Genomic DNA, 26,073 nt, shown 5'->3' on the forward strand with positions numbered 1-26,073 from the left:
TTAGGATAGAAACTCCGATAAACGCTCACTGGCATCAGCCATATGCTTCTTTAGTATTTTCTTAGCTAATTTAGCATCCTTGTTCTTACAAGCATTAAGTAAATCCCAATGCTGTTTTTGAGATGTGAGCTGATAATTCATTGATACAAGATACAAGCGCATATAGCGCTCAACATTGTTATGCATGACTTGAATTAGTTTCAGTAAGCGGGGCCGTCTTGCCTGCCGATATAAAATTTCATGAAACTGTTTATTTAACTCGCCCCATTGACTGCTATTCCTCTCATTCTCTAGCTGCTTTAAAACTATCGCTGCTTCTTCTAAGTCAATTGTGGTCAACTGAGGAACCGATAACTCTAATGCACCGATTTCAAGAAATTGACGAATATCAAATATTTCTCTTGCTTCCTCTGCGCTCAGTTCACTCACAATAGCCCCTCTGTTAGGATAGAATTTTACTAAATCCTCCGCTTCCAAATTTTTTAATGCTTCTCGCAGGGCACTCATGCTTACATTGAACTGCAGAGCTAATTCTTCTTGTTTTAACTGTATTCCCCCCTGCAGATCACCATTTAAAATTCTTTCACGAAGAGCTTCTGTAATAGCAGTAGGTATACTGCGGTGTGAGATTGTATTCGTTTTATAATTATTATTTTTCATAGCATTATTATAACATGTAACAAATTTAATTTCGATTTTCGAAAATCTTTTCTTTATTATACGCTTCCCTGCCAATACAGTAAATAATATTATCGATTGTATACAGTATATATTCGATAATTATTGTTACTTTCATCTTCTAAAACTATTGATTCTGCACTATAAAAATGGGATATTTAGATTCTCACAGAATCTAAATATCCCTCTGGTGCTCTAGTTTTTTATAAAATCTTATATGGAGAACTTTCTTATTTCTTGTTGCAATTCTCCTGCCATGTTAGCTAATGCATGACTGGAAGAAGCGATTTCCTGCATGGATGCGGACTGTTCTTCTGTCGCTGCTGAGATGCTTTGTGTTTCGCCGGAAGTATTTTTCATAATACTTTCAATATCCTGTACAGCAGTAACAATTCTTTGACTGCCAGTCTTCATTTGTCCGATGGAATCGGTTATCTGATATACTTGACTGGCTACCTGACCAATAAGCAATTCAATCTGTTTAAAAGCTGCACCTGCAGCGCTTACAACTTCATTGCCAATCTCAACTTCTCTTGTACCATCCTTCATTGTTACTACAGCTTCATCTGTATCTGCTTGAATTTCATTAATCATATCCGCAATTTGTTTAGCCGCCTGCTGGGATTGTTCTGCTAATTTCCGCACTTCTTCTGCTACAACAGCAAATCCGCGTCCTTGTTCACCTGCACGTGCCGCCTCAATAGCCGCATTTAAGGCCAGCAAGTTGGTTTGCCCTGCAATTCCTGAAATGGTATCTACAATTTGTCCAATTTCTTTTGATCGTTCCCCTAACTTGGCTACGACTCCTGCAGATCCTGAAATTGTCTTTTCAATAATATTCATTTGATTTACAGCATTGAAAACAGCCTTACTTCCCTGACCTGCAGCCGCTGCGGCCTCTTCTGAAGTCAAATTAACGGTTGCAGCATTTGTGACAACAGACTGTATACTAGCCGACATATCCTCTACAGCCGCAGAAGTTCCATTGATTGCTTGCAGCTGCAATTCTGCCCCCTGTGCTACCTCCGTAATTGAAGCAGCCACTTGAGTAGATGCATGGGCAGATTGTTCCGCGCTGGCTGTAAGTTCTTCTGATGAAGCAGCTACATGTTCTGCTGTTTGAGCGATCGCCCTAATTAGATTACGCAGATTTTCTGCCATAGTAGAAAAATCTGCAGCAAGTTGGCCAATCTCATCATTTGTCTGAATCGTAAGGTTTTGTTCCGAAAGATCTCCTCCAGCCATACGTTGTGCAGATTGAGATAAGATTGCAACATTTTTGGTAATTCCGCTCGACAATCTCCAAGAAGCAGTCGCTGACAATAAGATGCCAAGCAAAGCAGTTAGTCCAAATTGATATCCTAAAGCCGTGACCTGACCATATACATCTTTTACGTCAACGGTGATCCCCATTGTCCAGCCAGTAGCAGGAATCTTGGTATAAATCATTAACTTCTCTGCTCCGTTTGCCTCATAGGTTTGCATACCTTTATCCTGGGCCAGCATTTCTTTTGCAAATTTTTGCAATACAGGATCTTCATGAATGTTCTTTGAAACTTGGACAGCATCCGGATGAGCTAAAATAATCCCCTGCTGATCAATAATGGTGCCATACCCTTTTCCATTTACCTTAACGTCTTTAATCTTTTCACTCAGCAAATCTAGGGCTATATCAATGCCAACAACACCGCGAAAATTTCCTGCCTCACTTTTTAATGGTACCCCTGCGGACACAATATATTTTTTGGTAAATGCATCAACATATGCATCCGTAAAGACGAGTTTATTTTTTTCTTTTGTCTGCTGATACCACCCACGTTTACGGGGATCATACCCTTCAGGCAGTGTCGTTCCTGAACCATCAATCATTTTACCATCTTCTAATCCGGCATATAGATCCAGTAAACTAGGATCTGCTTTGTAGTTTTGTACAAAAGAAACCGGGATTTCCCTATCACCTAACACAACTCGAATATTCTCACTTGTTGTCACTGCGGTTTGCGCCTTCGCCAATAACCAGCCGTCTAATTGAGTTGAATAGGTATTGGCAACTGAGAACATTTCATTCTTAATATTTTCCTCTACCTGACTTTTCGCATAAAAATACCCCATCGTCGTAGCTACTAATAAGACCAGACTCGTAATCGCCATCATCATTAAAAATTTCATTTTTAATTTCATATATACGCCCTCTCCTCTCTCCTAACATTCCAATAAATAAAATACTGAAATAAGTGCCTCAATATAAAAGATTGCCAAGTTACATCATAATCAACAAACGATGCAACCTGGCAATCATAGATGTAACATCCTTAGACCCATGGCTTTGCGTCCCCACCTTTAGGTTGGTTTGCTCATTATGGTATTTTCTTCTATGTTTTTCGACATTTTTCTTCAATTTCCTTTCGCTTTACCAAAAAAATAATAGAACCTCCCAATTGAAGCGGTCTGCTATGTACCATATTTACCGTTCGTTCATACTATAAACAGCCTAGTACTTCATCTGCATTAAAAACGCTGCTGCTTTAGCAGTCTTTTTCCGTACTGCTTCGTTGTCTCCGCCTTGCAGATCAAAAAAAATCCTCGCTAAATTATCTATAGTTTTAACGCAGATGAGGTACTAGAATGCTTAATGTAAGGGAAGTGTTATCTTGGTTTTAAAATCTGATTTTCAAGATACCTTAGAGTTTTTCATTTTCTCAAATCTTCCCATCCTTATGAACCCAGGTAACGCTATGAATGTAGTTGTTTCCAATGAAATCATTCCTACAGCTCCCACTCCTCCTCTTACTCCTACATCTGCGGTTCCAACTGTCGCCACAGCACCTGTACTTGTTATTACACCAGAGACGTTAAAAGCATTGCAATCGTATACGATAAACAATTATCCCGATATAGGACTTCCTCAGGATATTGCCCAAATCGCCAAAGATTTCATTGCAAATCTTCCCCCGCTCATCCCCATTACCCAAACTACAGCTGTTAGCACAGCTGTAACTATATAAGATATCGTATCAAACAAGTCTTGCAACGCCAATTCCGATCCATGTAGCTGCAAATCCAAGCAGAAGATTAAGCCCTATATTATATAACGCTATTATCACATTAGAGTCCTCCAGTACACGAAAGGTTTCGTAACTAAAAGATGAAAACGTAGTTAAACCACCAACAAAACCAACGGTAACCAGTAGCCGCCAATAGGGATTTACAATGAAACGTTCTGTCGTCAGCGTCATAAATATGCCGATAATAAAACACCCTGCCACATTTACAATAAGTGTTCCATAAGGAAAATCAGCTCCAAACCGCTCAGAAGCCCATAGGGAAACTAAATACCGAGCTGTCGCTCCAATACTTCCTCCAACGGCCACCGCTATGATTCTCAACATTCTTATCACCACCTCATCCTTTACGCATTATACTTTTATCCACGACCTCCAGCAAAAATTAAAAAGGATCTTTCTCTGCGTTTATTTACAAAAAAATAGACTCCTACCAATATGTTGGTAGGAGTCATTACTGCATCAGCAGATTTAATGGCGAACCCCATCGCCCCCAGTAACTTATCAGCACAAAATCAGTGAATACTGACGCAAGGTACTAGTTTATGAATTTTGCTGCTTTCATTATAGCAGACCTCTTAAATCGGCGTCAATAGGACACTTTTGTTGTCCATTTCTATTATTCAAATCGGTTCTTCTTTTGTTACTTTTTCCAATGGTGGAATTGTAACATCTACCTTTACTCTTCTTTTCATAAAATCATCCAATAATGAATATACAACTGGTACAACCACTAAGGTCAAAATAGTTGAGGTAACCAAACCGCCAATAATCGCATGAGCCATAGGAGCACGTGCTTCAGCTCCTGGTCCAATTCCTAATGCTAGTGGAAGCATCCCAAAAATCATTGCTGCAGTTGTCATCAGAATCGGACGCATCCGAACTACAGCCGCTTCTACTAATGCCTGATTTCGTTCGATTCCTTCTCCCATACGTTGTTTGGCAAAGTCAATCAGCAAAATCGCATTTTTGGTTACGAGACCCATCAACATAATAATCCCAATGAGAGACATCATGCTAAGCATACTGCCAGCAATTAGGAGACCCAATATTGCACCAATGATTGCCAGCGGTAAAGCCAGCATAATAGCGAAAGGCTCAATATAGCTTTCAAATTGAGCGGCAAGTACAAAAAAGATGAAGAGCACCGCAGCAGCCAATGCCATTAAAATACCGCTAAAGGCATCTGCCATCTGCTGTGATTGTCCGGTAGTTACAAACTTGTAGCCTTCTGGCAATTTAACCTCTGCTAACCTTTTGTCTAGCGCTGTGTTGAAATCCCCAAGAGAGACTCCACTTAAATTTGCGGAAATAGTAATTTGTCCCTGACGGTCATATCGCTTGATTTGGGTCGGACTTGTGGCATATACCATCTTAGTTACCTGTGACAGAGGAACCATAATCGCCTGCCCATTTTTATCTCGATTCGAGCTTGCTGCATAGATATTGTTTATATCTGCTAAACTCGTACGGTCACTATGTGCTAAAATAAGCCTCACGTCGTACGAATCATCTTCATCTCGGTACTGTGTTACCACTGTTCCGTTAAACATAGTTTGAAGAGTAGTCGCAATATTGGAAGTAGACACACCAAGATCAGAAGCCTTATCATGGTCTACTACGATTTGCGCATCAGGTTTTCCAGCTTCATAGCTAGAAGTAACATCAATTGCACCATGAGTGCTTGCTACAATTTGCTCTACTTGTTCTGCAATGTCTGCTAATGTATCCAAGGATGTTCCCTGGATAACAAGGGAGACTGGTTTACCGTTGGACATACCTGATTTTTTTGAAACACTGACTTGTACTCCCGCAATACCGCTTAATTTTTCACGAAGCACAGTTACAATTTGATTGTCACTCACCTTACGTTCACTTTTCTCCGTTAACTTCGTCAAAATGTTAATGTTGTTTATATCGGCAGTACTGTAAGTTAACGTTACCTCTGGTATGGTGCGGATAATTTGTACCATATTGTCGGCAATTTCCCCGACAGCTTGAGGGCTCTTACCTGGATCAACACTTGCAGACACTGTAATTTCACCAGCGTCGGAATCCGGAACAAAGGTCGAACCAAGGAAAGGTATCAGCATTAAGCTGCCCACAAATAATGCACCGGCAAGTACCATAATTTTCTTGCGATGTCCTAACGCATATCTTAAAAATTCGCCATAGCGCCCTGTCCAATATTCAAATTTTTCGTTCCATTTATTCCATTTTTCTCCTAATTTACTGGTAGATTTCTTATGTTCACCGGATAAGTATTTGGCCGACAACATAGGAGTCAATGTAAATGCAACAAATAGGGAAACCAAAACACTGACCGCCACCGTTATACCAAATTGTTTAAAAAATTGTCCTATGATACCAGTCATCATACCGACTGGCAAGAATACAGCAACTAAAGTAAGAGTTGTTGCGGTAACAGCCAAACCAATCTCCGCAGTTCCTTCAGAAGCGGCTTTAAATTTGTCCTTACCCATCTCAAGATGACGGACTATATTCTCGATGACAACGATCGCATCATCAATTAACAAGCCGACTGCTAGGGACAAGGCTAATAAGGACATCGTATTTAACGTAAAGTCTAACATTTTCATTGCTAGAAAAGAGGTAATAATAGAAGTCGGAATAGCAATCGCCGCAATCATTGTGCTGCGCCAATTACCTAAGAACAAGAATACTATGGCAACAGCCAATAAACCGCCGATAACTAAATTAAACAATACATCATGAATGGATTCATTAATATTTTTGGAATTATCCCGTACCAATACCAATTCAACGCCGGCTGGTAAATCTTTTTTGATATTCTCTAGTTCTTTCTTGGCGTTTTCCACAACTTGTACGGTGTTACTACCTGACTGTTTCATAATATCCAAGCCAATAGAGGTTTTATCATTGAGTTTTGTAACAGCAGTAACATCTTTTGTTGAATCTTCTACCGTAGCAATATTTTTGACATACAGTTGTACTCCGTTTCTTTGAGCAATAGGGAGATCTAACAACTGATTGGGAGAAGTAAGATTACCTACTGATCGTAAACTAGTTTCCCGTTTGCCATCCGTTACCTTACCTCCAGGGGTATCCATATTTTCACTGCGTATACTGTTCATTACTTCTGAAACACTCAGATTATAGGCAGCAACTTTATTACTATCCATATTAATTTTGATTTCACGATCCACCCCACCCTGTACATTTACCGCTGCAACCCCATTGATTGCTTCTAATCGTTTAACAACGATATCATCAGCAACAATGGTTAATTCCCTTGGGCTGAGGCTACCTGTGACTGCAATGGAAGCAACAGCTGTATCCGATGGATCGAACCTTGTAACAATAGGATCATCTGCCTCATCTGGCAATACACCTTGCATTCTGCCAACTTTATCACGAACATCCTGAGCAGCAGTTGCTGCTGAAGTTTCAATGGTAAATTGGATAACGGTTGTAGAAACCCCTTCTTTTACCGTAGACGTTACATGTTCTATCCCAGGCACAACGCTTACAGTTTCTTCCACCTTTTGGGTAATTTTTGATTCAACCTGCTCCGGAGAAGCTCCTGGATAAGTTACTGTAACAGCTACAACCGGAATTTCAACGTTTGGATATTCATCTACATTCAGAGAAATATAGCTAAATAATCCTAAAACGACAAGTGCCAGAATCGTTACTGTTGCGAAGACTGGACGTTTTAAGCTTATATCTGTCAGTATCATAGCTAACTCCTCTACTCTACAATTTGAACTACGTCACCATCTTTAAGTTGGCTCACATTACTTACGGCTAACTTATCACCTGGCTGTAGTCCAGATTTAATCTCAATACTATCGCCTGAAGTTGCGCCAACTTCAACTTGATGACGGATGACTTTATCATTTTCAACGACAAAGACGTAATAAATACCTTGTTTTTGAATGATAGCGGCTTGTGGTATTGTCAAAATTTGCGCAGCATCACCAGTAGCGAGCTGTATTTTGCTGAACATACCGCTTTTCAAAGAGCCATCTTCATTATTGATCTTTACCTTTGTACGGAACATTCGATTGGTAGAACCAGCCTCAGGGTTAATCATTTCAACAGTACCGGAAAATACTTTGCCGGCATAAGTATCAACAGTGACTTCTGCTGGCTGCCCCTGTTTAATCAAACCTAAATCTTTTTGTTCAACATTGACAACCGCATATACTTGACTAATATCTTGAACATTCATCAGCTCGGCACCAGGTGAAACAACCTGACCGACAGTGACAGTTACATTAGCAACCACACCATCTACTGGTGCTGTAATGACACCATAGCCATACTGCTGCTCAGCATTACTTTTGCTGCTCACTGCACTAGACAAGTCTGCTTGCGCAATTCTTTTCTTCCCCTCAGCATTATCTAATGTTTGTTGAGATGTAGCCCCTTGATCAAACAAAGTCTGATAACGATTATAATCTTTCACTGCCATTTCATAATTAACTTGCGCTTTACTTACAGCATCCTGTGCCGTCCGCACGGAATTTGCTAATTCAATACTTTCTAATCTGGCTAAAGGATCGCCAGCTTGCACCTGCTGCCCTTCTTGTACCATGACTTCTTCAATACGTCCCGCTAGCTTAGCACTAATCGCCGCTGCAGTTTTCCCCTCAATTGATCCATTCAGCATTAATTTGGGGATAGTGTCTATATATTGTGCTTCTGCAATTTTTACATTTACTCCAGTCGTATTGGTTTGCAATTGAGTCTTCTCGCTGGAAAATGCACCACTGCGGAATACAACAACTAATCCAATAAATATCACAACTGGTACTATCCAATATTTTAGTTTGAAGCCCTTCATCAAGCATATCCTCCTAAATCAATATCATATTTAAGTCTAAGTAAATACTCTAGCGCCTACACATACCGACTGGTCGGTATGTGTAGGGTAAAGGAACTCATTCATTCCTTTACATCGTTCACCCCAATAAGCTGCCAAAGACTGTCTATCATCTGCTGGTGCATATCTGGGTTAATTATATTCTTACCTAAAACATTCAGCCCGCTGGAAACAGAAAGTACAATGGTCGCTACGACCTTAGCATCTAAGTCTCCTCTGGTTTCGCCTGTTTCTTGAGCTGCCTGTAATTTTTCTTTTATTATATTACGCAATCTCAGCTGCCCCTGATCAATTTGTTCTTGGATTTCAGGAAAATTGTGCATGATCTCTAATGCAAGACTTGCATTATTAGCACGATAATCCCCTGGCTTAATATTGAGCAATCCTTCCATATAAGCGTCTTGTTCTCCGCTTAGCAAAAGGTTCAAGGTTCCTCGGAATGTTTTTTCTTTGCTTAAAAATTCGGTATATCTTCCTCCGAAATAGTCAAATAGATAACCAATACTTGCGCGAAATAATTCTTCTTTGCTTCCAAAGTAATGGTATATTCCACCTTTAGTAATGCCAATTTCATTTGCTACATCCATGAGAGACACATTCCTGTATCCACGTAATAAAAATAATCGTAAAGCAGCTACTATTATATTGTCTTTCGTCAAAATTTCTCCCCCTCGAAACGTACCTACCAGTCGGTATGTTTTTATTATCTATCAAATCATGCCCAGCTGTCAATATAAATTTTAATAATTCCTGCACTTCTCTAACATTGTAAAGTAAGTTATATGAAAAAACTTGATAATATCCATTTTCTAAAAATAGAGAATCGCCTGTTCAGACAAAATTGACAATATTTGAGAAATAAGTTATAATGAATGACAGTCAGTCATATATCGTAAGGAGAGAGTCGTGAAAGAATTGGATGATAAAAAAAGTCGTTTACTATCTGCTGCTAAGGAAGTGCTTGCTGAAAAAGGCTTAGAAAAAGCTACTATTTCTGACATTGTTAAAAGAGCTGGTATGGCACAAGGAACATTTTATTTATATTTTTCCTCAAAAAATGCTTTGATCCCTGCAATCGCAAATGATCTTTTGCAGACTATGCTGCATAAAATAAAAAAAGAGCAAGTACTCTCAGATGACATTTGGAGCTTTTTTCATAAAATGATTACAGTAACATTTCAAGTTACTAATTCATATAAAGAAGTACTATCACTTTGTTATTCTGGTTTAGCGATTGATAATACCCTTAGTGAGTGGGATCGTATATACAATCCTTACTATTCTTGGCTCGCGGAAATTATTGCTAAAGGTATTGAGCAAAAAGCCATTCGCCAGGATGTAGATCCTCTGGTTGCGGCTAGGATGGTGATTGGCTTGATTGAAAGCTCTGCTGAACAAATCTATTTATTTAATAAGCTAGATAAACCCCTTCCTGAACATCAACAAGATTTATTTACTTTCATTCATCATGCTTTAGAGCATAGATGATTTTTACAGCAAAATGACTGACGATCATTCATTGTTGAAATAAGACTAATTCAGTTGAGTTATCCCCGTCGATTTTTGGGGATGATTTTTAGACTAAAATTTTTTAAGGATGTGTTATTATGGGCTGAATTCTTGTCTTCGCGGCAGCAATATTAGAAATTCTATGGGCATCAATGTTGAAAGATGCCGACTCGGTAATGATGTGGATACTGATTTTCATTTTAATTGTCGCAAGCTTCTTGCTGCTGATTAAAGCTTATAAATTCATTCCTATTGGCATTGCTTATGCTGTTTTCGTTGGTATTGGTACGGTAGGAACCTATATCGTTAGCATAACGATTCTTGGAGAAGCAACTTCCAAGCAGCAAGTCGCATTCTTAATTCTCTTACTTATTGGAATCATTGGCCTAAAATTGACCACTAAGGAGGAGCGAGAATAATGGCTTGGATTTATATTTTATTAGCTGGATTGGAAGAAGTCATTAGTGTAGTTGCCATGAAATATGTTGATGGGTTTAAACATAAAAAACCCATTGCTGTGATGGGTGTTGGATTTATGGCTAGCTTTTATTTTTTGTCGCAAGCAATGCAGGAAATTGCAATCGGTATCGCATATGCTGCATGGTCTGGCATTGGCACCATTGGAATTGCAATTGTTGGTATTCTGCGATTTAAAGAAAAGATGAATATCCTGCAATTTATATTCTTAAGTTTGATTCTAGTTGGCGTAGTTGGGTTACAGCTTGCCTCATAACATAGATTTATAGCCCGAAAGGGCTTTTTTTATAGCTAGTTTCTTAAGTCTGCCCAGCGTCTTCTTCTTTTCTAATTCTTATCTTAACCTTTAATCTATCTAATCGAAATCCATGTACCCTTACTAAATTAGTAAGGGTACATGACTTGAGGTTTCTTAAGTGCTCCTTGGCTTTAATCGACCCAATCCATAGCACGTTTAACAGCTTTTTGCCAACCTTTATATAATGCTGTACTTTGTGCAGCATCCATCCTAGGCTCGAAGCGAGTATCAAGCTGCCAGGTTTCTATAAGTTCTTCTTTTGTTTTCCATATGCCAACAGCCAAACCAGCAAGATATGCTGCACCAAGAGCTGTAGTCTCTGTTATTTTAGGACGATCAACACAAACGCCCAAAATATCGGCCTGGAATTGCATTAGCAAGTTGTTCAGAGCAGCACTTCCATCGACTTTTAGCGTTTGCAATCGAATACCTGAATCGGCTTCCATGGCACTCAATACATCTTTAGTTTGATAGGATATCGAGTTTAATGTTGCACGAACAACGTGAGATTTACTCGTTCCGCGAGTCAGCCCTAAAATTGCGCCACATGCTTTCATATCCCAATATGGTGCACCAAGCCCAGCAAAAGCAGGTACTACATATACACCAGCTGTATCTTTTACTTTTTGAGCATAATATTCAGAATCAGGAGCAGCTTCTAATATTTTCAAATCATCACGCAGCCATTCAATGGCGGACCCGGCAACAAAAACACTGCCTTCTAACGCGTAGGTTACAGTGCCGTCAAGACCCCAGGCAATGGTCGTCAATAAACCATTTTTAGATTCAACTAATTTTGTGCCTGTGTTCATCAATAAAAAACAGCCTGTGCTATAGGTATTCTTCGCCATTCCAGGGTTAAAACAAGTTTGACCAAATAACGCCGCCTGTTTATCTCCTGCAGCACCTGCAATCGGTACGGCATTTCCGAAGATGTTGGGATCTGTTTTTCCGTATACTTCGCTGGAAGACTTGACCTCTGGAAGCATGCATACAGGTACGGTTAGATATTCCAGCAGTTTTTCATCCCATTTCAATTCACGAATATTGTACATTAAGGTACGAGACGCATTGGAATAATCGGTAACATGTATTCTCCCATCTGTTAATTTCCAGATGAGCCAGGTATCAATGGTCCCAAATAATAATTCACCTTTTTCTGCTTTTTCGCGAGCACCTTCCACATGATCTAAAATCCATTTTACTTTTGTTCCGGAAAAGTAAGCATCAATCACTAAACCTGTCTTTTGCTGAAATTCCGGTTCTAATCCTTTTGCTTTTAATTCAGTGCAAATGTCTACCGTCTGACGGGATTGCCAAACAATAGCATTATAGATCGGCCTGCCTGTTTTTTTCTCCCAGACTACTGCAGTCTCTCGTTGATTCGTGATACCAATAGCGGAAAGATCAGAAGCATTAAGACCCGCCTTTTCCAAAACCTGTTTTATCGCATCCATTTGGGTACTCCAAATTTCATCTGCATCATGCTCAACCCAGCCTACTTTTGGAAAAATCTGCGAAAATTCTTTTTGTGCCACAGCAATTATATTCGAGTTTTGATCAAAAATAATAGCCCTGCTGCTGGTTGTCCCTGCATCAAGCGCCAGTATGTATTTTCCAGTCAAAAAACCACCCCTTATCATTTTGGCATACTGTCATCCTCTACAATATGCCTCTTCCTTTTCGATCATACCATTTTACATTATATGCTCTTTTACAAAAAAACAAAAATACCTACAAAGAGAGCCAAAAGGCTTATTCTAGGAGTATCCTGCTATTTTAGTTATATTGCTTCTATTTTGGCTCAAATTTAATTGGTATCTCAATATTGGTACTTTCACCATGATTCCTCTTTCTTATTCTTTTCAATTGATCTTTTTTTGCAAAGTATATATGATGACAATATAAAAATGAAAAGCACATTAAAACCATGGAGGGATTTTGTGGATATCAAACAAGCAATCTTGGATAGAAGAAGTATTCGATCGTATCAGGACCGACCAGTTCCACGAGAAATGATCGAAGAATTATTAGAACTGGCTATCAAAGCTCCTTCAGGGAAAAATCGTCAGCCATGGAGGTTTGTTATCTTAGAACGTCAAAAGAAAGATATGTTAGTTACCATCATGACTGACAAAATTCATTCCCGAAAACAGCAAGGCTTGGATATTGGCAGTTGTGAGACAAGTATAAGTGCCATTCAACAAGCGTCATCAGTAATTTTAGTGTTTAATGCCTTCTCTAATTTTGAAAAGGATTATAATCACTATCGTTTATTAACAGATACCCAATCCATTGGGGCCGCCATTCAAACCATAATCTTAGCTGCACAGGATTTGGGGCTAGGAACGCTTTGGATCTGTGATATTTTTTATTCAGAAGGTGAGATATGTTCTTGGTTAGAATATAATGATGAACTTATAGCAGCGGTAGCTATCGGTTATCCTAATCAATCTCCCTATCCACGTCCTCGAAAATCATGGACAGAAGTCACCGAATGGCTGCGCTAAGAAGAAGAACAATTACAATGTTCGACTAGCCTTTACCTCGCTCCCCGATTTTGATTTCATGACGCACTTGATCATTGGGCAAATCCCAATTAGTAAGGAGTTTATACTTTTTAGCGTAAGGCTTAAATAGTTCTGAAACTTTTGCTTTGCTGGCGTCATTATTATGATAGATATCAGGTAAAACGGTAAGATAAATGGACTTATTGCGTTCTTTTAGAATCAAGGTCTGGTAAGTAACCGTTACAGGTGTCTCCACATCTACCAATTCATATAATTCTTCAACGTCAGTATTGTGCATGCGGATACACCCACCAGAAACAGGATATTGGATATCCCAATCTTTATTGGTACCATGAATTCCATAACCAGGGCTAAATTCCATCCATCGGCTGCCCAGAGGATTATCTGGTCCTGGAGGCACTGGGGTCTTATCGGAAAAACCAGAACCAGGAATCCATGTAGGATTTTGTTCTTTGTAAGATATCTTATAATTACCCACAGGGGTCTTTTCATAAGAGGTCCCCAGGGCAACAGGATATTCTTTGACCAACTTGCCATTATCGTATACCCTTAGCATCAGCTCAGGAATGTTAATACGAATTTCAGGCGAAGCCCAAACAACGGCTTGAAAGTAACTAAGTAACAGCGCAACCATCATCAAGATTCTCATTTAATTTCTCCTTTCGGGCAGCACCGATACTATGTAATACCAATCAGATCTGATTCGGTAACACATTCTTACTGCAGGTAGTAACGTCTTCAATGTCCATACGATACTGTAATCTTTTTATAGTGTAAAAGATTCTGCACGGCAGACTAGACATAACATATCTATTCGTCATAAATAAATTCCTTTCCTTGTAGAAATATTTAACAGTCATCATTTTCCCATATACTTCCAACACGTTGAATCCCTTGTTTTGAGCTTCTCCTTAAAAATCTGCAAAAAAATAAGAATCGTATAGTAATAACGACTCTTAAAAGACTTGCTCTCTATCAGCCCTGCTGCTTAAGCAACAATAATCACAGTTGTTCCATACTGAACCATTCTATACAGTTCCGTTAAATCATCATCCTGCAATGCCAGGCAACCTTCGGTCCAATTGATCTTCTTTTCTGTTAAATCATCTCGTCCCCATGAATTCCGATCCATCCTCCAAGTGCAGTATCTTGAGGCGGCTGCACCTTTTGCTCATTCGCCAAGATAATCTCCTGATACTGGCTTACACTAATCAAATTCTGCTCCATTCCTTTTTGAGCATGGACTGGGTCAGGATAACTTAAACCAATCCACTTACGCCCCAGGTAGGGGTCATCCTGTAACAGTTCTTTGTCCGTGATAAAAAACGTTCCTTCCGGTGTACGATTATCCCCTTGCCTCTGTTTGTCACCTTGTGTATTTACACCTGATACGCATAAGAACCTTTTCACAGGATTCCCTTGATAAAATACGGTCATTGCATTAGCAGCTTTCTCTACCAATACAACCACATCTTGCTGCATTGTGATTTCTTGCCATTGGGGCACAGGAGCTGCTTCAACTGCAGAAGCCCTGAGCAAGAAACCACTAAATAGTATGATTGCACTAAAGACAAGTACTACTTGCTTGTTCACTGGTCATTACACCAACTTTGTTATTATTTATTTTCCAGCACAATCTTTCCCGCTATATATTGAGGTACAATCGTAAACAAATCTGCGCTAAGACAATATTCTACATCATCCATACGACGCAAGTCGTATAATCGTTTGCCATTTCGACTTTGGACAGCAGTCTCAACTAGCGTATCCTTGGCTTGAGCATATAACAGTAAGGCTGCAAGAGCCGAGTCACTCAATGTAACTTCACATTCCGCTTTAAGCAGTTGAACTAACAATCCTGCGCAGAGGGTGTCTTCCAGTGAAAAAAGCCCATCTGTTCCAGCACATACAATTACAAGATCTTTGCCATGTTGTTTTGCCTGCCTACAAACAGCTTTCGCATTCACAAATGATCCGATGAATGTACGATATGCCTTTTCTGCTGCCTTTATGGCAATCGTACCATTCGTAGTTGTCATGACAATATTTCTACCCGTTACTTTCTCCTTACAAAATTCAAAAGGCGAGTTTCCAAACTCATACCCCTCAATCTTTATCGACTGCCGCTCACCGGCAAACAATACTGCCCCTATTTGACTAGCCAGTTTCTGTGCATCCTCAATGGATAAGGCGGGAGTAATCGCTTTGCACCCATTCGCAAGAGCAGTGACAATCGTGGTCGTTGCACGGAATATATCTAAAACGATACAAACACTATCAGAAAGATCCAGAGCAGCAGTCTCTTTTGGTAAAAGTATAACATCAATTTTCATTAATTTGTTCTTCTCCTTTATCTAAATCCTACAGATGTATAACAAACCCATTACTTCTTTGTATATCTGTAAATACTATTTTATCCCTTGCAGCTATATTTATCAACTCACCAATGTATTCACATTATGGATCTAGTGTATTTAAAATTCAACTACAGTCATAGTGCTTTTTAGCAAATAGTATGAACTCACGAGCAGCAAAGGATAAATATCTTCCCTTTTTCCAAACTAAAGCCAATCGCAGCCATGGCTTAGGATCTGAAAACGGTCGAGAGGCAATGATCTTAGCATCCAAACTTCTACATATTTTGCTCGGCAGCAATGCAATACCGAGATTGTCCATTACCATTTGCATCATCCACTCGCGTTGTGAAGTTTCCAAAATAACCTTGGGCTGAAATCCAGCTTGTTTACATGCATTGATGATCATGTCGTGTAAATGATACTCGTTATTGTATAAAATAAAGTGTTCATCAATCAGTTTATGATAATCCATAACCTCATATTGGGCCAGCCTATTTGTTGGGTGCATAACGACTTCAAGAGGGTCTTCCTCAAACCAAATCTTTTCGTAGATTTCATTATCTTCAGCAGGTGTAAATATACCAATATCTAAAAGACCGTCTTGAATTGACGCCTCTACCTTCTTAGGACCAAACTCGTACAATTGAATATGAATATTAGGATACTCTTTCCTAAAGGAATGGATCATCTTCGAAAAAGTCGTAATCGCAGTAATTTGAGGTAAACCAATATAGATTTTCCCTGATTGCATTTTCCTTAAGTCTCCGAGCTGAGAAGTGATATTTTGAAAAGATGATACAATTTGTTGTGCTGCTGCAAAATGATTTCTCCTGCATCCGTCAGCTCCACAGACTTCGTATCACGATAGAATAAAACAACACCAAATTGGCTTTCCAACTCTTTAATCGCCCTGCTAATGGAGGGCTGGGAAATATACATCATCTCTGCCGCTTTACTAAAACTTTTATGACGGGCAACTTCCATAAAACATTCTAAATTTCTTATATCCAAAGTTCTTCCTCCTATATTTTCTGTATATTTTTTAGAAGCAACTTTATTTGTACAAGTTAAGAGAATCTAATTAAGAACCATAAACTATGACTTTCCTATTTCTTCTTCAAAACATTTTTAAATGTGCATCATCATTTTTTTGAGAACATCTCTTTATAAATCATAGCTCTATTTATCTGTCCTAGCTAGCAACATATTTTCTGTAATACATTAACAGATTCTTGTCTGCTAATAAATTCCTCTACCACCAAACACTAGAAACATTCGTGATTGGTAAAATAATACCTCCCATTAATGGTATTCAAATTTTATAAAGATTTAAATAAACACTAAATATCTTTGACTTAGAGGCAATTAATTTTTAGCATAGATTGTCAATCTCTATATTTTTTATTAATTAAAATGTTAAATCGCTAAGTAAGAAGGAAGTTTTATACTTTTTGTAGAACGAATAGCTTGTATGCGTCAAATTAACCATCATAGGAGTACTTATGGATATTGTTCGTTTATCAGTATTGGCTTCATCAATTGGAACCATTGCGATCGTTTTTATTTACATTTATTTATATCTATTATATCGTGAACGCTACATGGGAATATGGTCAATAAGCTGGATCATCCTTCTTTCACGATATGTAATTTTTGATTCAGGGATACTCCCTTGGAAGCAGTCCGCCCTGGGCATGTTTATATATCAAATACTAATAATTATTAGCGTTCTAATGTTTGTATGGGGTACTCACAGCTTTATGAACAAACCCTTTAGTAAGTGGTGGTTATATGGTGCAGCTCTCGTCTCTATAGTAAGTACTATATTGTGCTTCTTATTTTCATCCTTGGTCTATAAATTAATGCTCCCTATTTTTATCTGCTGCTTTATAGGTATATGGACTGGCATAACTTTTATACAGCATTTACAATTAAAGGGAATTGGTTGTTTAATTACTGGTTATGCTTACATCCTTTGGAGCCTTCTCAATTTTTCTATGCCTTTTACAATTAGTATCTTATGGTTTGCCCCCTGGGGTTATGCCATTGGCGGAATATTACGCTTTGCTATTGCAATCGGTACACTAATGGTATACTTTGAAAAAACCAGAACGGATTTAACAAACAAGGAAACCCAATATCGTTTATTAGCAGAGAATGCTATTGATATCATCTTTTCTTATCAATTTTTTCCTGAAAGAAAAATTAAATATATAAGTCCATCTGCTTTGACAGTTACAGGATATTCTGCTGAAGAATATTACGCAAATAGTAACTTAATATTAGAGTTGATACATCCTGATGACATCTCTATATTTAATGAATTTATTACTAATCTTCCATGCTCCCTTGAAATACCTTTGACATTGCGTCTCGTTCGAAAAGATAATACTACTCTATGGATTGAACAAAAGTGTGTCCCTTTCTATAATGAAAACGGTTATCTCATAGCATTACAAGGTATTATTCGCGATATCACTTTGCGGAAGAAATTAGAACAAATGTCTTCTGTATTTGATCGGATGAATATGGTTGGCAGTATGGCTGCAACTGTTGCTCATGAAATTCGCAATCCGATGACTACGGTGCGCGGTTATTTACAAGTGATGGGAAGAAAGCACGAATATCAAAAGGATAAAGATAAATTCAAATTAATGCTTGAAGAAATTGATAGAGCCAACTCCATTATCAAAGAATATCTTTCATTGTCGAGAGAAAAGCTAGTTATTTTAAAACAATGTTCTTTAAACGGTATAATAGAAGCATTATTCCCTTTAATTCAAGCAGATGCTACTTCTTCAAAAGTATATGTCAATCTTGATCTTGCCCCTGTTCCCGAGTTACTACTAGATGAAAATGAACTGCGGCAACTACTACTGAATTTAGTACGTAATAGCATCGAGGCGATGCCTGCAGGTGGTGATTTATTAATTCGCACATTTCAGGAAGATTGTAAGGTTGTTTTATCCATTAGTGATCAGGGAGAAGGAATTCCTTCTCATATACTCGACAAGCTGGGCACACCTTTTATAACTACAAAAGACACTGGTACAGGTTTAGGTCTTCCTATTTGCTATCAAATAGCCCATCGTCACAAAGCTATAATTAAAATCAGTACCAGCCATGAAGGAACTACCTTTTTTGTTTATTTCACTCCACAAATATCATAAAAGCCATAATTAATACATAAGCCCTTTTTCAGTTTATATATGCTGAAAAAGGGCTTTTCATTTCAAAATTATATATATATCTACTTTTTATCCTATTTTTCTACATGTTTTTACAAGGATTAAAATCCCTTCTCTCCGTATCCCCTAATTAGGGGGTGATAGTTATGAACATATAAGATCCTTATAGCTAAAGTTCTTACTATAACTATTATGAAGGAGAGAAAAATATGACAACTACCAATCCAAACTCAATGACAAACATCACAGAATCACCAGAAAGCACAATCAAAATTAGTATAGCAGTTACCCCAGAAGAAAAAAGGGAAATTTACCATTTTCGTTACCAAACTTATGTAGAAGAAATGTCTAAGCATCTTGAAGATATAGACCCTGTGAACAAACTACTATATGATGAACTTGACAAATGGACTATTTTGTTATACGCAACTATTGGCTCAACAATAATTGCCACTACACGGCTGAATATTGGAACGCTTGAAGATTTTCCAGAAAAGCTAGCATTAACTCTATCTTTGAATGATTTTCAAGGTTCTTATACGAAAAATGTTGATCACAAATTTGCCTTTATCACAAAAGTAATGGTTGCTCCTTCTTATAGGAGTTCACCTGCACTATATCTTCTTATAGTAAAATGTTATGAGATTTGCTGCAATAATGAGGTCCAATTTGGTTTTGGTGCTTGCAATGTTCACTTATTGCGGCTTTATGAACAAATGGGTTTCCATCGTTATAGCAAAAATTTTGTTGACCCTGGCTACGGCTTATTGGTACCCATTGTCATGCTCGCAGATGATATACAACATTTTCGAACAGTAAATTCTCCTCTTTTTCGCATAGCTCGGCGTAAAAAAGGAACTGTAAACACTCAAGCCGTTGAATGGTTTCATAAACAATTCGTTAGAAAATCTCCAATTATAAATAGTAAACTCATTACAGAGGACGAGCTATGGTCTATTGTATGCAAGTTTCTGCATCATCCGCCAATGGAAGCAATCGCCATACTTCATGGATTATCAGAAACAGAAGCAAAAAAATTCCTTCATTCTTGCGGCAGTCTTGTGCAATGCGATACAGGAGATGTCATTACCAATCAAGGAGATATTAGCTATTCCTATAATATATTGCTTTCTGGAAAGCTAAAATCATTGACTTTTCATCACCCTATTAAAGAATATACCGTATCTGGACAACACTTCGGCGCAAATGGCTTAACAGAACACAATAAAAATACAGAGGATATTGCTGCAATTACTCCTACCCAAATCTTAATATTGTCTGGTATGGCTTTCCCACGCTTTTTCCACTCCCAGCCCGATATTGCTCATAAGATTGTACAAACTATGAGAAGTCTAACCAATAAGTTGGTTAATATGTAACAATAATCATCAATAACTCTTCTACCTCGCTTGAAGTAATCAATAAAACATAAAGACCAGAGGCCAGCTAATAAAAAAAGGGAAAATAATCTAGAGGATCTTATCTTCAGGTTAATTTCCCCTCTTTTTTTATATCATTTGATATTTTTTTATGACGTACCCTCTTTTACATGTCTTATGAAAAAAACCTTCCTCGCTATTAGAGTATAGAAAAGTCTTAGCCATTAATCTCTTTTACCAAAAAAGTCCTAAGACGACATATAATTATCATTTATTACATAAATTGTTAAACCATTGGAAGGAAGTTTGTTTTTTTTATAGAAAGGTAATTTATGTATATTTAATAGCTGATGTAGGAGTAATCATGGATATTATTCACTTATCGTTAATTGGTTCATCAATTGGAACAATTTCGATCGTTCTAGTCTTCATATACCTATATTTATTATATCGTGAACGATACATGGGCATATGGGTAATTAGTTGGCTCATCCTTTTTTCACGATATATTATTTTTGATGCAGGACTTCTGCAATGGAAGCAATCCACCTTATATTTAACTGCATATCAAGTGCTAATTTTTATCAGCGTTCTGCTGTTTGTATGGGGTACTTATAGCTTTATGAATAAGCCATTTAACAAATGGTGGATATATGGTACAGTTATGCTCTCCATCATAAGCGCCGGGTTAAACGTCTTTTTTTCCTCCTTGGTTTATAAATTACTACTACCTATCTACATCTGCTGCCTAATAGGTATATGGGTCGGTTTAATTTATATACGCAATTTACAACTGCAGGGAATTGGTCGTTATATTACCGGCTATGCCTACATACTATGGAGTCTTATCAATTTAACTGCACCTTTTATAATGAACGGCTCAAATTATCTTCCTTTAGCTTACACAATTGGTGGAGTAATACGCCTCTTCATAGCAACTGGTACTTTAATGGTATATTTAGAAAAAACTAGAGCAGATTTAATTAATAAGGAAACTCAATATCGTTTGTTAGCAGAGAATGCTATTGATGTAATTTATTCTTATCAACTACAGCCTAAAAAAAGAATTGAGTATATAAGTCCGTCTGCGTTAATGTTCACTGGCTATACCTCCGAAGAATTTTACGCCAACAACAATTTAATTTTCGATTTGATACATCCTGATGAACATTCACAGTTTAACGATTTCATCTATAATCTACCATACTCTATTGAATTACCATTAACTTTACGCCTGGTTCGAAAGGATAAAACAATTCTATGGATTGAGCAAAAATGTGTTCCTATTTATGATAAATCCGGTCAGCTCTCAGCCTTACAAGGAATCATTCGTGATATAACTTTGCGAAAAAAATTGGAACAAATGTCCTCCTTATTTGACAGGATGAATATGGTAGGCAGCATGGCTGCCACTGTCGCTCATGAAATTAGAAATCCTATGACTACGGTACGAGGTTATTTACAAGTGATGGATAGAAAGCATGAATACCAAAAAGATAAAGAAAAAATCAAACTAATGATCGAGGAAATAGATCGAGCTAATGCTATTATTCGTGAGTACCTTTCTTTGTCCAGGGAAAAGCTAGTCATTTTTAAACAATGTTCTTTAAATACTATTATTGAAGCTTTATTTCCCTTAATCCAGGCAGATGCCACTGCTTCCAAAGTATCTGTAAATCTTAACATTAGTGCAGTTCCCGAATTGCTATTGGATGAAAATGAAATTCGTCAATTGCTGCTAAATTTGGTACGCAATAGTATTGAAGCAATGCCAGCCGGCGGCAACTTGGATATTCACACCTTCTTGGAAGATCACAAGGTTGTTTTATCTATTAGTGATCAGGGCACGGGAATACCCGCCCACATACTTGATAAATTAGGAACACCATTTATTACTACGAAAGATACAGGCACAGGCTTAGGACTTCCCATCTGTTACCAAATAGCCCACAGGCACAATGCCACTATTAAAATCAATACCAGTCATGAAGGAACAACTTTTTTTGTATATTTTAATCTCGGAAATTAATATATATTGTCCTTTTCATCAAAAAAACCACTTTTTGAGAAAGGGCTTTTTTATATGCAAAGTAACTATATATTTTCAGTCTAAAAAGGGCGAACCACACAAAATATATAAATTCTATAGTAAATTCAATATAAATGGTAAAAAAATGCTATTATTGCCTAATTTTAATGAAAAAAAAGTATTTGATTTCAAATACTAATCAAGGTATTATAGAGAAAGAGAGTTAGCACTCACTTAAAGAGAGTGCTAATAAAAGAAAATGTACATATAAATTTTATAAAAGGAGACTTCTTACATGAGCCAAGAACCAATTAATAAGCAAACCAGAGAATTCCAAGCGGAAACTAAGCAATTATTAGACTTAATGATTCATTCCATTTATACAAATAAGGAGATTTTTTTACGAGAGCTGATCTCCAACGCTTCCGATGCCATTGATAAAATTCGTTTTGAATCCTTAACCAATCATGATCTATTAGAAGGACAATCCGACTTTGAAATTTTCATTGTCCCTGATGAATCGACACATACTCTAACAATCTCAGATAATGGTATTGGTATGACCTATGACGAAGTAGTCGAAAATATTGGAACCATCGCTAAATCAGGCACTAAGTCCTTTCTTGAAAAATTAAAAGAGAAAGAAACAGCAACCGATAATGAACTAATCGGTCAATTTGGCGTTGGCTTTTATTCTGCTTTTATGGTTTCTGACAAAGTCACCTTGATCACTCGTGCTCCTGGACAAGCCAAAGGGGTTAAGTGGCAATCCAGCGGTGATGGTACATACACCATTGAAGAAGTGGAAAAAGAAACACGAGGTACTACCATTATTATCACTCTCAATGATGAATTTACTACCGCTGACGGCTCCAAAGAAAATTTCTTAGACCGCTACACCATTGAAAATTTGATCAAAAAATATTCAGACTATATCCGCTATCCTATTAAAATGAGCTTCATCAAGGAAGAAAAGCCCAAAGATGAAGAAGGCAAGGTAATTGAAGACGCTCCAGCAACACAGACCGTAGAGGTTCGGACCTTGAATTCCATGACGCCTCTATGGACTCGCAATAAGAATGACATTTCGGCAGAAGAGTACCATACCTTCTACAAAAATCTCTTCCACGACTGGGAAGATCCTCTAAAACTGATTCATTCCAAAGCAGAAGGCACTGTAGAATACACAAGTCTATTGTTTATTCCTTCTCGTGCTCCTTTTGATTTGTACACGCAAAAATCATCCTCTGGAATCCGCCTCTATTCAAAACAGATTTTCATCATGGACAACTGCCAAGATCTCCTCCCTGAATATCTGCGATTTGTGAAAGGCTTAGTGGATTCTCCCGATTTTTCCCTCAATATATCTCGCGAGCTGCTGCAGCATAGCAAACAGTTAAAATTAATTGGAAAGAATCTTGAAAAAAGCGTGCTGAAAACCTTAGAAAATCTCCTCACTAATGAGCGACCTACCTATGAAAAATTCTGGAAAGAATTTGGCAAAGCTCTTAAAGTAGGAGCCTATACAGATTTCCAAAGTCGCGATAAATTAAAAGATTTATTACTATTCTCTTCCTCCCACGCAACGGAAGAATTGACAACCTTACATGATTACATCGAACGCATGTCAGAAAATCAAAAAGTCATCTACTATGCTACAGGTAAAGACCGTGCTTCCGTAGAGCGTTTACCACAAATGGAACTGCTGAAAGAAAAAGGTATTGAAGTTCTCTATCTGTATGATCAGGTTGATGAGTTTACGATTGATGCATTACAGGAATATAAAGAGAAGAAATTCCAATCCATCAGCCGCGGCGAACTAAACCTGGACGATATCGATTCCCCCGAAGCTAAAAAAGATACAGAAGCGATTTTGAAAGAAAATGAATCCTTAATCAAAGCAATCAAAGAGCATTTGAAAGGGAAAATAGCTGATGTTAAGATTAGTAATCGATTAAAATCCAGTGCGGTTTGTCTTGTTAGTGATGATAACGGCATCAGTCTTTCCATGGAGCAAATTTTATCAGAAATGAATAATACCATGTATAAGGCTAGCCGAATCCTGGAATTAAATCCAAATCATGATGTCTTCACTGTCTTAAAAGATTTACACGAAGCAACCCCTGATTCTGAAGCCTTCAAGGATTATTGCGACCTATTATACGTACAAGCAATGCTTATTGAAGGTCTGCTCCCAGAAGATCCAATCAGCTTTGCTAATAAAGTATCTAACTTAATGGCACGTAAGGATAAATAGTTCCCAAGGATACTATAAAAAGCTTGAACCATATTCAAAATGGTTCAAGCTTTTTTATGCACTAACGATATGCAATTTTTCATTCATAGTATAACCTCCTCTTATGAATAATGTGCTTTCACTACCTATATACTCCTAACCGTTTATCTTTTAACGAACTTTATAGTAATGACTATATAATAAATCTTTTTAAACTCATTAGCAAAAATTAAAGGAGCAACGGCAGGGTTCCATTACTCCAATTCATGCAAAAATATTCAAGCTCTTTTTTCTTTTACTCTTTCTAATCGGATGATCTTTGCCTCTTGTTTAAAAATTCTTCGATTTAACGCTTCAATGTCGTCACTTAACTCGGCTATGGACTCCTTAGTTGCTGTTCGTTCCAGTATAGCGATTATATCCTTTTGTTGTTCCGTAATGACTTTATCTAAATCAGCTTTGGTTGGCATATCGTCTAATCGTTGATTAATTTTTTCTATTTCATTAAATAAATTTCTTTGCCCTTCAAGTATTTGCAGTAATATTTTTTCCACATTTACCCCTCCAGATATTTAATCCCCGTTACATTTTAATTTATTCTATCACAAGTCCTTATTTATGAACAGTGCTAATCCTTGTTGTTCTGCTTAACCTGTTTGACGAACTAAAGAAGCTAGTTCAATCGCCCTCTGCCTTGAGTAAGAGAAACATTGCAACCACCGTTCCAAAAGCTTATCGTCTCGATGTCTCCCAGGATAATGCCTGCATAAAAAATCGTACTGAATCGGAAAATCCCTGCTTATAGCTAAGAGCTATACTTGCAGCTTCCATTTCATTATGTTTATCAATTAGTTGACATAATGTCCAATGTAAACTTTGAGGTAGCGCTGCACGTAGTTCGCCCTCATATTCCTTAGCCGCTATATTAGAATAATAATATTCGCTTGATACTTCCTGCAGCGGTATGTTTAGACTAACCATCTCCATCGATTCCATAGCACTTTCAAAAAGGTTTTTCTTTTTCACAATATCCTCTCCTCACTATTTATTCCTTATCATTCGCTTACAGTTTTTACACTTCATAGTTAAATATTAAACCAATAAGTTTAAACTGTCAAGTTTTATTTTAAACTCTTTTACTTATCTTTAAACCCTATGGTATAATCATTGCGAAGGAGTGATATCGTGGGAGTAAAAGAAGATATTAAAGCAATTATCGTACAGTCGGGCTGGACTATGAGCAATCTCGTTCAAGCTCTAAATGAAAAATTTGATCGCAATGACACTGTTCAAAACTTGAGCAACAAACTTTCGCGAGGCACATTAAAATATAAAGAAGCCTTGGAAATTGCCGAAGTTTTAGGACTTAAAATTGAATGGAGAAAAAATCCAGACTAAGCTAGCATACAGACAACTCCTGAAATTCAGTATTTCACTGATTTTCAGGAGTTATTTTTAC

The 26,073-nt window shown here is 37.6% G+C and carries 25 protein-coding genes and 2 riboswitches; of the genes, 10 read left to right on the top strand and 15 right to left on the bottom strand.

What is annotated here, in order from left to right:
- Both FR7_RS16370 and FR7_RS16375 read right to left on the bottom strand, forming a co-directional pair.
- Window positions 1–660 carry a GntR family transcriptional regulator gene (locus FR7_RS16370; RefSeq protein ID WP_007950308.1) on the bottom strand — a complete coding sequence of 220 codons (660 nt, stop codon included), beginning with the start codon at window positions 658–660 and terminating at the stop codon, window positions 1–3.
- Window positions 661–891: 231 nt separating this feature from the next.
- Entirely contained in the window at window positions 892–2,859 is a 1,968-nt protein-coding gene (locus FR7_RS16375) for a methyl-accepting chemotaxis protein (protein WP_007933390.1), read from the bottom strand.
- A 98-nt stretch (window positions 2,860–2,957) separates the two neighbouring features.
- Window positions 2,958–3,043, bottom strand: a riboswitch (cyclic di-GMP riboswitch).
- 286 nt (window positions 3,044–3,329) lie between these two features.
- On the opposite strand from FR7_RS16375, the gene FR7_RS16380 reads away from it, so the two are divergent.
- Window positions 3,330–3,683 (top strand): hypothetical protein, encoded by a 354-nt coding sequence (locus tag FR7_RS16380; protein ID WP_007933391.1) that lies wholly within the window; start codon window positions 3,330–3,332, stop codon window positions 3,681–3,683.
- 9 nt (window positions 3,684–3,692) lie between these two features.
- On the opposite strand, the gene crcB is transcribed toward FR7_RS16380, so the two are convergent.
- From crcB to FR7_RS16400, 4 genes are all read right to left on the bottom strand, one after another.
- The gene (gene crcB / locus FR7_RS16385; protein ID WP_007933397.1) at window positions 3,693–4,067 is read right to left on the bottom strand and encodes a fluoride efflux transporter CrcB; all 375 of its coding nucleotides are present in this window, start codon (window positions 4,065–4,067) and stop codon (window positions 3,693–3,695) included.
- Window positions 4,068–4,178: 111 nt separating this feature from the next.
- A riboswitch (Fluoride riboswitch) is annotated at window positions 4,179–4,241 on the bottom strand.
- Window positions 4,242–4,363: 122 nt separating this feature from the next.
- Complete coding sequence (locus FR7_RS16390; RefSeq protein ID WP_007933398.1) at window positions 4,364–7,462, bottom strand: efflux RND transporter permease subunit; 3,099 nt, start codon at window positions 7,460–7,462, stop codon at window positions 4,364–4,366.
- Window positions 7,463–7,473: 11 nt separating this feature from the next.
- Window positions 7,474–8,571: an efflux RND transporter periplasmic adaptor subunit gene (locus FR7_RS16395; RefSeq protein WP_007933400.1), complete on the bottom strand. Its 1,098-nt coding sequence runs from the start codon at window positions 8,569–8,571 to the stop codon at window positions 7,474–7,476.
- Window positions 8,572–8,672: 101 nt separating this feature from the next.
- Window positions 8,673–9,269: a TetR/AcrR family transcriptional regulator gene (locus FR7_RS16400; RefSeq protein ID WP_007933402.1), complete on the bottom strand. Its 597-nt coding sequence runs from the start codon at window positions 9,267–9,269 to the stop codon at window positions 8,673–8,675.
- 247 nt (window positions 9,270–9,516) lie between these two features.
- Between FR7_RS16400 and FR7_RS16405 the strand changes: the two genes are divergently transcribed.
- The 3 genes from FR7_RS16405 (at window position 9,517) to FR7_RS16415 (ending at window position 10,852) form a co-directional block, all read left to right on the top strand.
- On the top strand, window positions 9,517–10,098 hold the full coding sequence (locus FR7_RS16405) for a TetR/AcrR family transcriptional regulator (protein WP_007933404.1): 582 nt from the start codon (window positions 9,517–9,519) through the stop codon (window positions 10,096–10,098).
- Window positions 10,099–10,226: 128 nt separating this feature from the next.
- Window positions 10,227–10,538 carry a DMT family transporter gene (locus FR7_RS16410; protein ID WP_071524676.1) on the top strand — a complete coding sequence of 104 codons (312 nt, stop codon included), beginning with the start codon at window positions 10,227–10,229 and terminating at the stop codon, window positions 10,536–10,538.
- The gene (locus FR7_RS16415) at window positions 10,538–10,852 is read left to right on the top strand and encodes a DMT family transporter (RefSeq protein WP_007933407.1); all 315 of its coding nucleotides are present in this window, start codon (window positions 10,538–10,540) and stop codon (window positions 10,850–10,852) included. The genes FR7_RS16410 and FR7_RS16415 overlap by 1 nt, the downstream gene beginning before the upstream one ends.
- 173 nt (window positions 10,853–11,025) lie before the next feature.
- On the opposite strand, the gene glpK is transcribed toward FR7_RS16415, so the two are convergent.
- The gene (gene glpK / locus FR7_RS16420; protein ID WP_007933408.1) at window positions 11,026–12,537 is read right to left on the bottom strand and encodes a glycerol kinase GlpK; all 1,512 of its coding nucleotides are present in this window, start codon (window positions 12,535–12,537) and stop codon (window positions 11,026–11,028) included.
- 300 nt (window positions 12,538–12,837) lie between these two features.
- Here glpK and FR7_RS16425 point away from each other — a divergent pair, with 300 nt between their 5' ends.
- Window positions 12,838–13,404 (top strand): nitroreductase family protein, encoded by a 567-nt coding sequence (locus tag FR7_RS16425; RefSeq protein ID WP_007933409.1) that lies wholly within the window; start codon window positions 12,838–12,840, stop codon window positions 13,402–13,404.
- A 25-nt stretch (window positions 13,405–13,429) separates the two neighbouring features.
- Here FR7_RS16425 and FR7_RS16430 read toward each other — a convergent pair whose 3' ends face one another.
- The 6 genes from FR7_RS16430 to FR7_RS16450 all read right to left on the bottom strand — a co-directional run bounded on the left by FR7_RS16430 (window position 13,430) and on the right by FR7_RS16450 (window position 16,793).
- Entirely contained in the window at window positions 13,430–14,074 is a 645-nt protein-coding gene (locus FR7_RS16430) for a L,D-transpeptidase (protein ID WP_007933410.1), read from the bottom strand.
- 339 nt (window positions 14,075–14,413) lie between these two features.
- Complete coding sequence (locus FR7_RS24250) at window positions 14,414–14,557, bottom strand: L,D-transpeptidase (RefSeq protein ID WP_237769541.1); 144 nt, start codon at window positions 14,555–14,557, stop codon at window positions 14,414–14,416.
- Window positions 14,524–15,018, bottom strand: coding sequence for a L,D-transpeptidase (locus tag FR7_RS16435; protein WP_237769542.1), 495 nt, complete (start codon window positions 15,016–15,018; stop codon window positions 14,524–14,526). Before FR7_RS16435 ends, FR7_RS24250 begins: the two co-directional genes overlap by 34 nt.
- A gap of 23 nt (window positions 15,019–15,041) precedes the next feature.
- On the bottom strand, window positions 15,042–15,758 hold the full coding sequence (locus FR7_RS16440) for a 2-phosphosulfolactate phosphatase (RefSeq protein ID WP_007933419.1): 717 nt from the start codon (window positions 15,756–15,758) through the stop codon (window positions 15,042–15,044).
- 148 nt (window positions 15,759–15,906) lie between these two features.
- Window positions 15,907–16,533, bottom strand: coding sequence for a LysR substrate-binding domain-containing protein (locus tag FR7_RS16445; RefSeq protein WP_007933421.1), 627 nt, complete (start codon window positions 16,531–16,533; stop codon window positions 15,907–15,909).
- 5 nt (window positions 16,534–16,538) lie between these two features.
- The gene (locus FR7_RS16450) at window positions 16,539–16,793 is read right to left on the bottom strand and encodes a LysR family transcriptional regulator (protein WP_007933423.1); all 255 of its coding nucleotides are present in this window, start codon (window positions 16,791–16,793) and stop codon (window positions 16,539–16,541) included.
- A 491-nt stretch (window positions 16,794–17,284) separates the two neighbouring features.
- Between FR7_RS16450 and FR7_RS16455 the strand changes: the two genes are divergently transcribed.
- The 4 genes from FR7_RS16455 (at window position 17,285) to htpG (ending at window position 24,635) form a co-directional block, all read left to right on the top strand.
- Entirely contained in the window at window positions 17,285–18,952 is a 1,668-nt protein-coding gene (locus FR7_RS16455; RefSeq protein WP_007933425.1) for an ATP-binding protein, read from the top strand.
- Between the two features lie 227 nt (window positions 18,953–19,179).
- Complete coding sequence (locus tag FR7_RS16460; protein WP_007933427.1) at window positions 19,180–20,349, top strand: GNAT family N-acyltransferase; 1,170 nt, start codon at window positions 19,180–19,182, stop codon at window positions 20,347–20,349.
- Window positions 20,350–20,713: 364 nt separating this feature from the next.
- A complete protein-coding gene (locus FR7_RS16465) occupies window positions 20,714–22,378 on the top strand; it encodes a PAS domain-containing sensor histidine kinase (protein WP_007933429.1) in 1,665 nt (554 codons plus the stop codon).
- A gap of 295 nt (window positions 22,379–22,673) precedes the next feature.
- Entirely contained in the window at window positions 22,674–24,635 is a 1,962-nt protein-coding gene (htpG, locus tag FR7_RS16470; RefSeq protein ID WP_007933436.1) for a molecular chaperone HtpG, read from the top strand.
- 257 nt (window positions 24,636–24,892) lie between these two features.
- Here htpG and FR7_RS16475 read toward each other — a convergent pair whose 3' ends face one another.
- Together FR7_RS16475 and FR7_RS16480 are read right to left on the bottom strand one after the other, a co-directional pair.
- On the bottom strand, window positions 24,893–25,168 hold the full coding sequence (locus tag FR7_RS16475; protein WP_007933437.1) for a hypothetical protein: 276 nt from the start codon (window positions 25,166–25,168) through the stop codon (window positions 24,893–24,895).
- A 178-nt stretch (window positions 25,169–25,346) separates the two neighbouring features.
- Entirely contained in the window at window positions 25,347–25,640 is a 294-nt protein-coding gene (locus tag FR7_RS16480) for a hypothetical protein (protein WP_007933439.1), read from the bottom strand.
- Between the two features lie 159 nt (window positions 25,641–25,799).
- Between FR7_RS16480 and FR7_RS16485 the strand changes: the two genes are divergently transcribed.
- Entirely contained in the window at window positions 25,800–26,012 is a 213-nt protein-coding gene (locus FR7_RS16485; RefSeq protein ID WP_007933440.1) for a DUF6471 domain-containing protein, read from the top strand.
- Window positions 26,013–26,073 lie beyond the last annotated feature (61 nt).

It is taken from the genome of Pelosinus fermentans DSM 17108, from assembly GCF_000271485.2.
GTDB lineage: Bacteria > Bacillota > Negativicutes > DSM-13327 > DSM-13327 > Pelosinus > Pelosinus fermentans.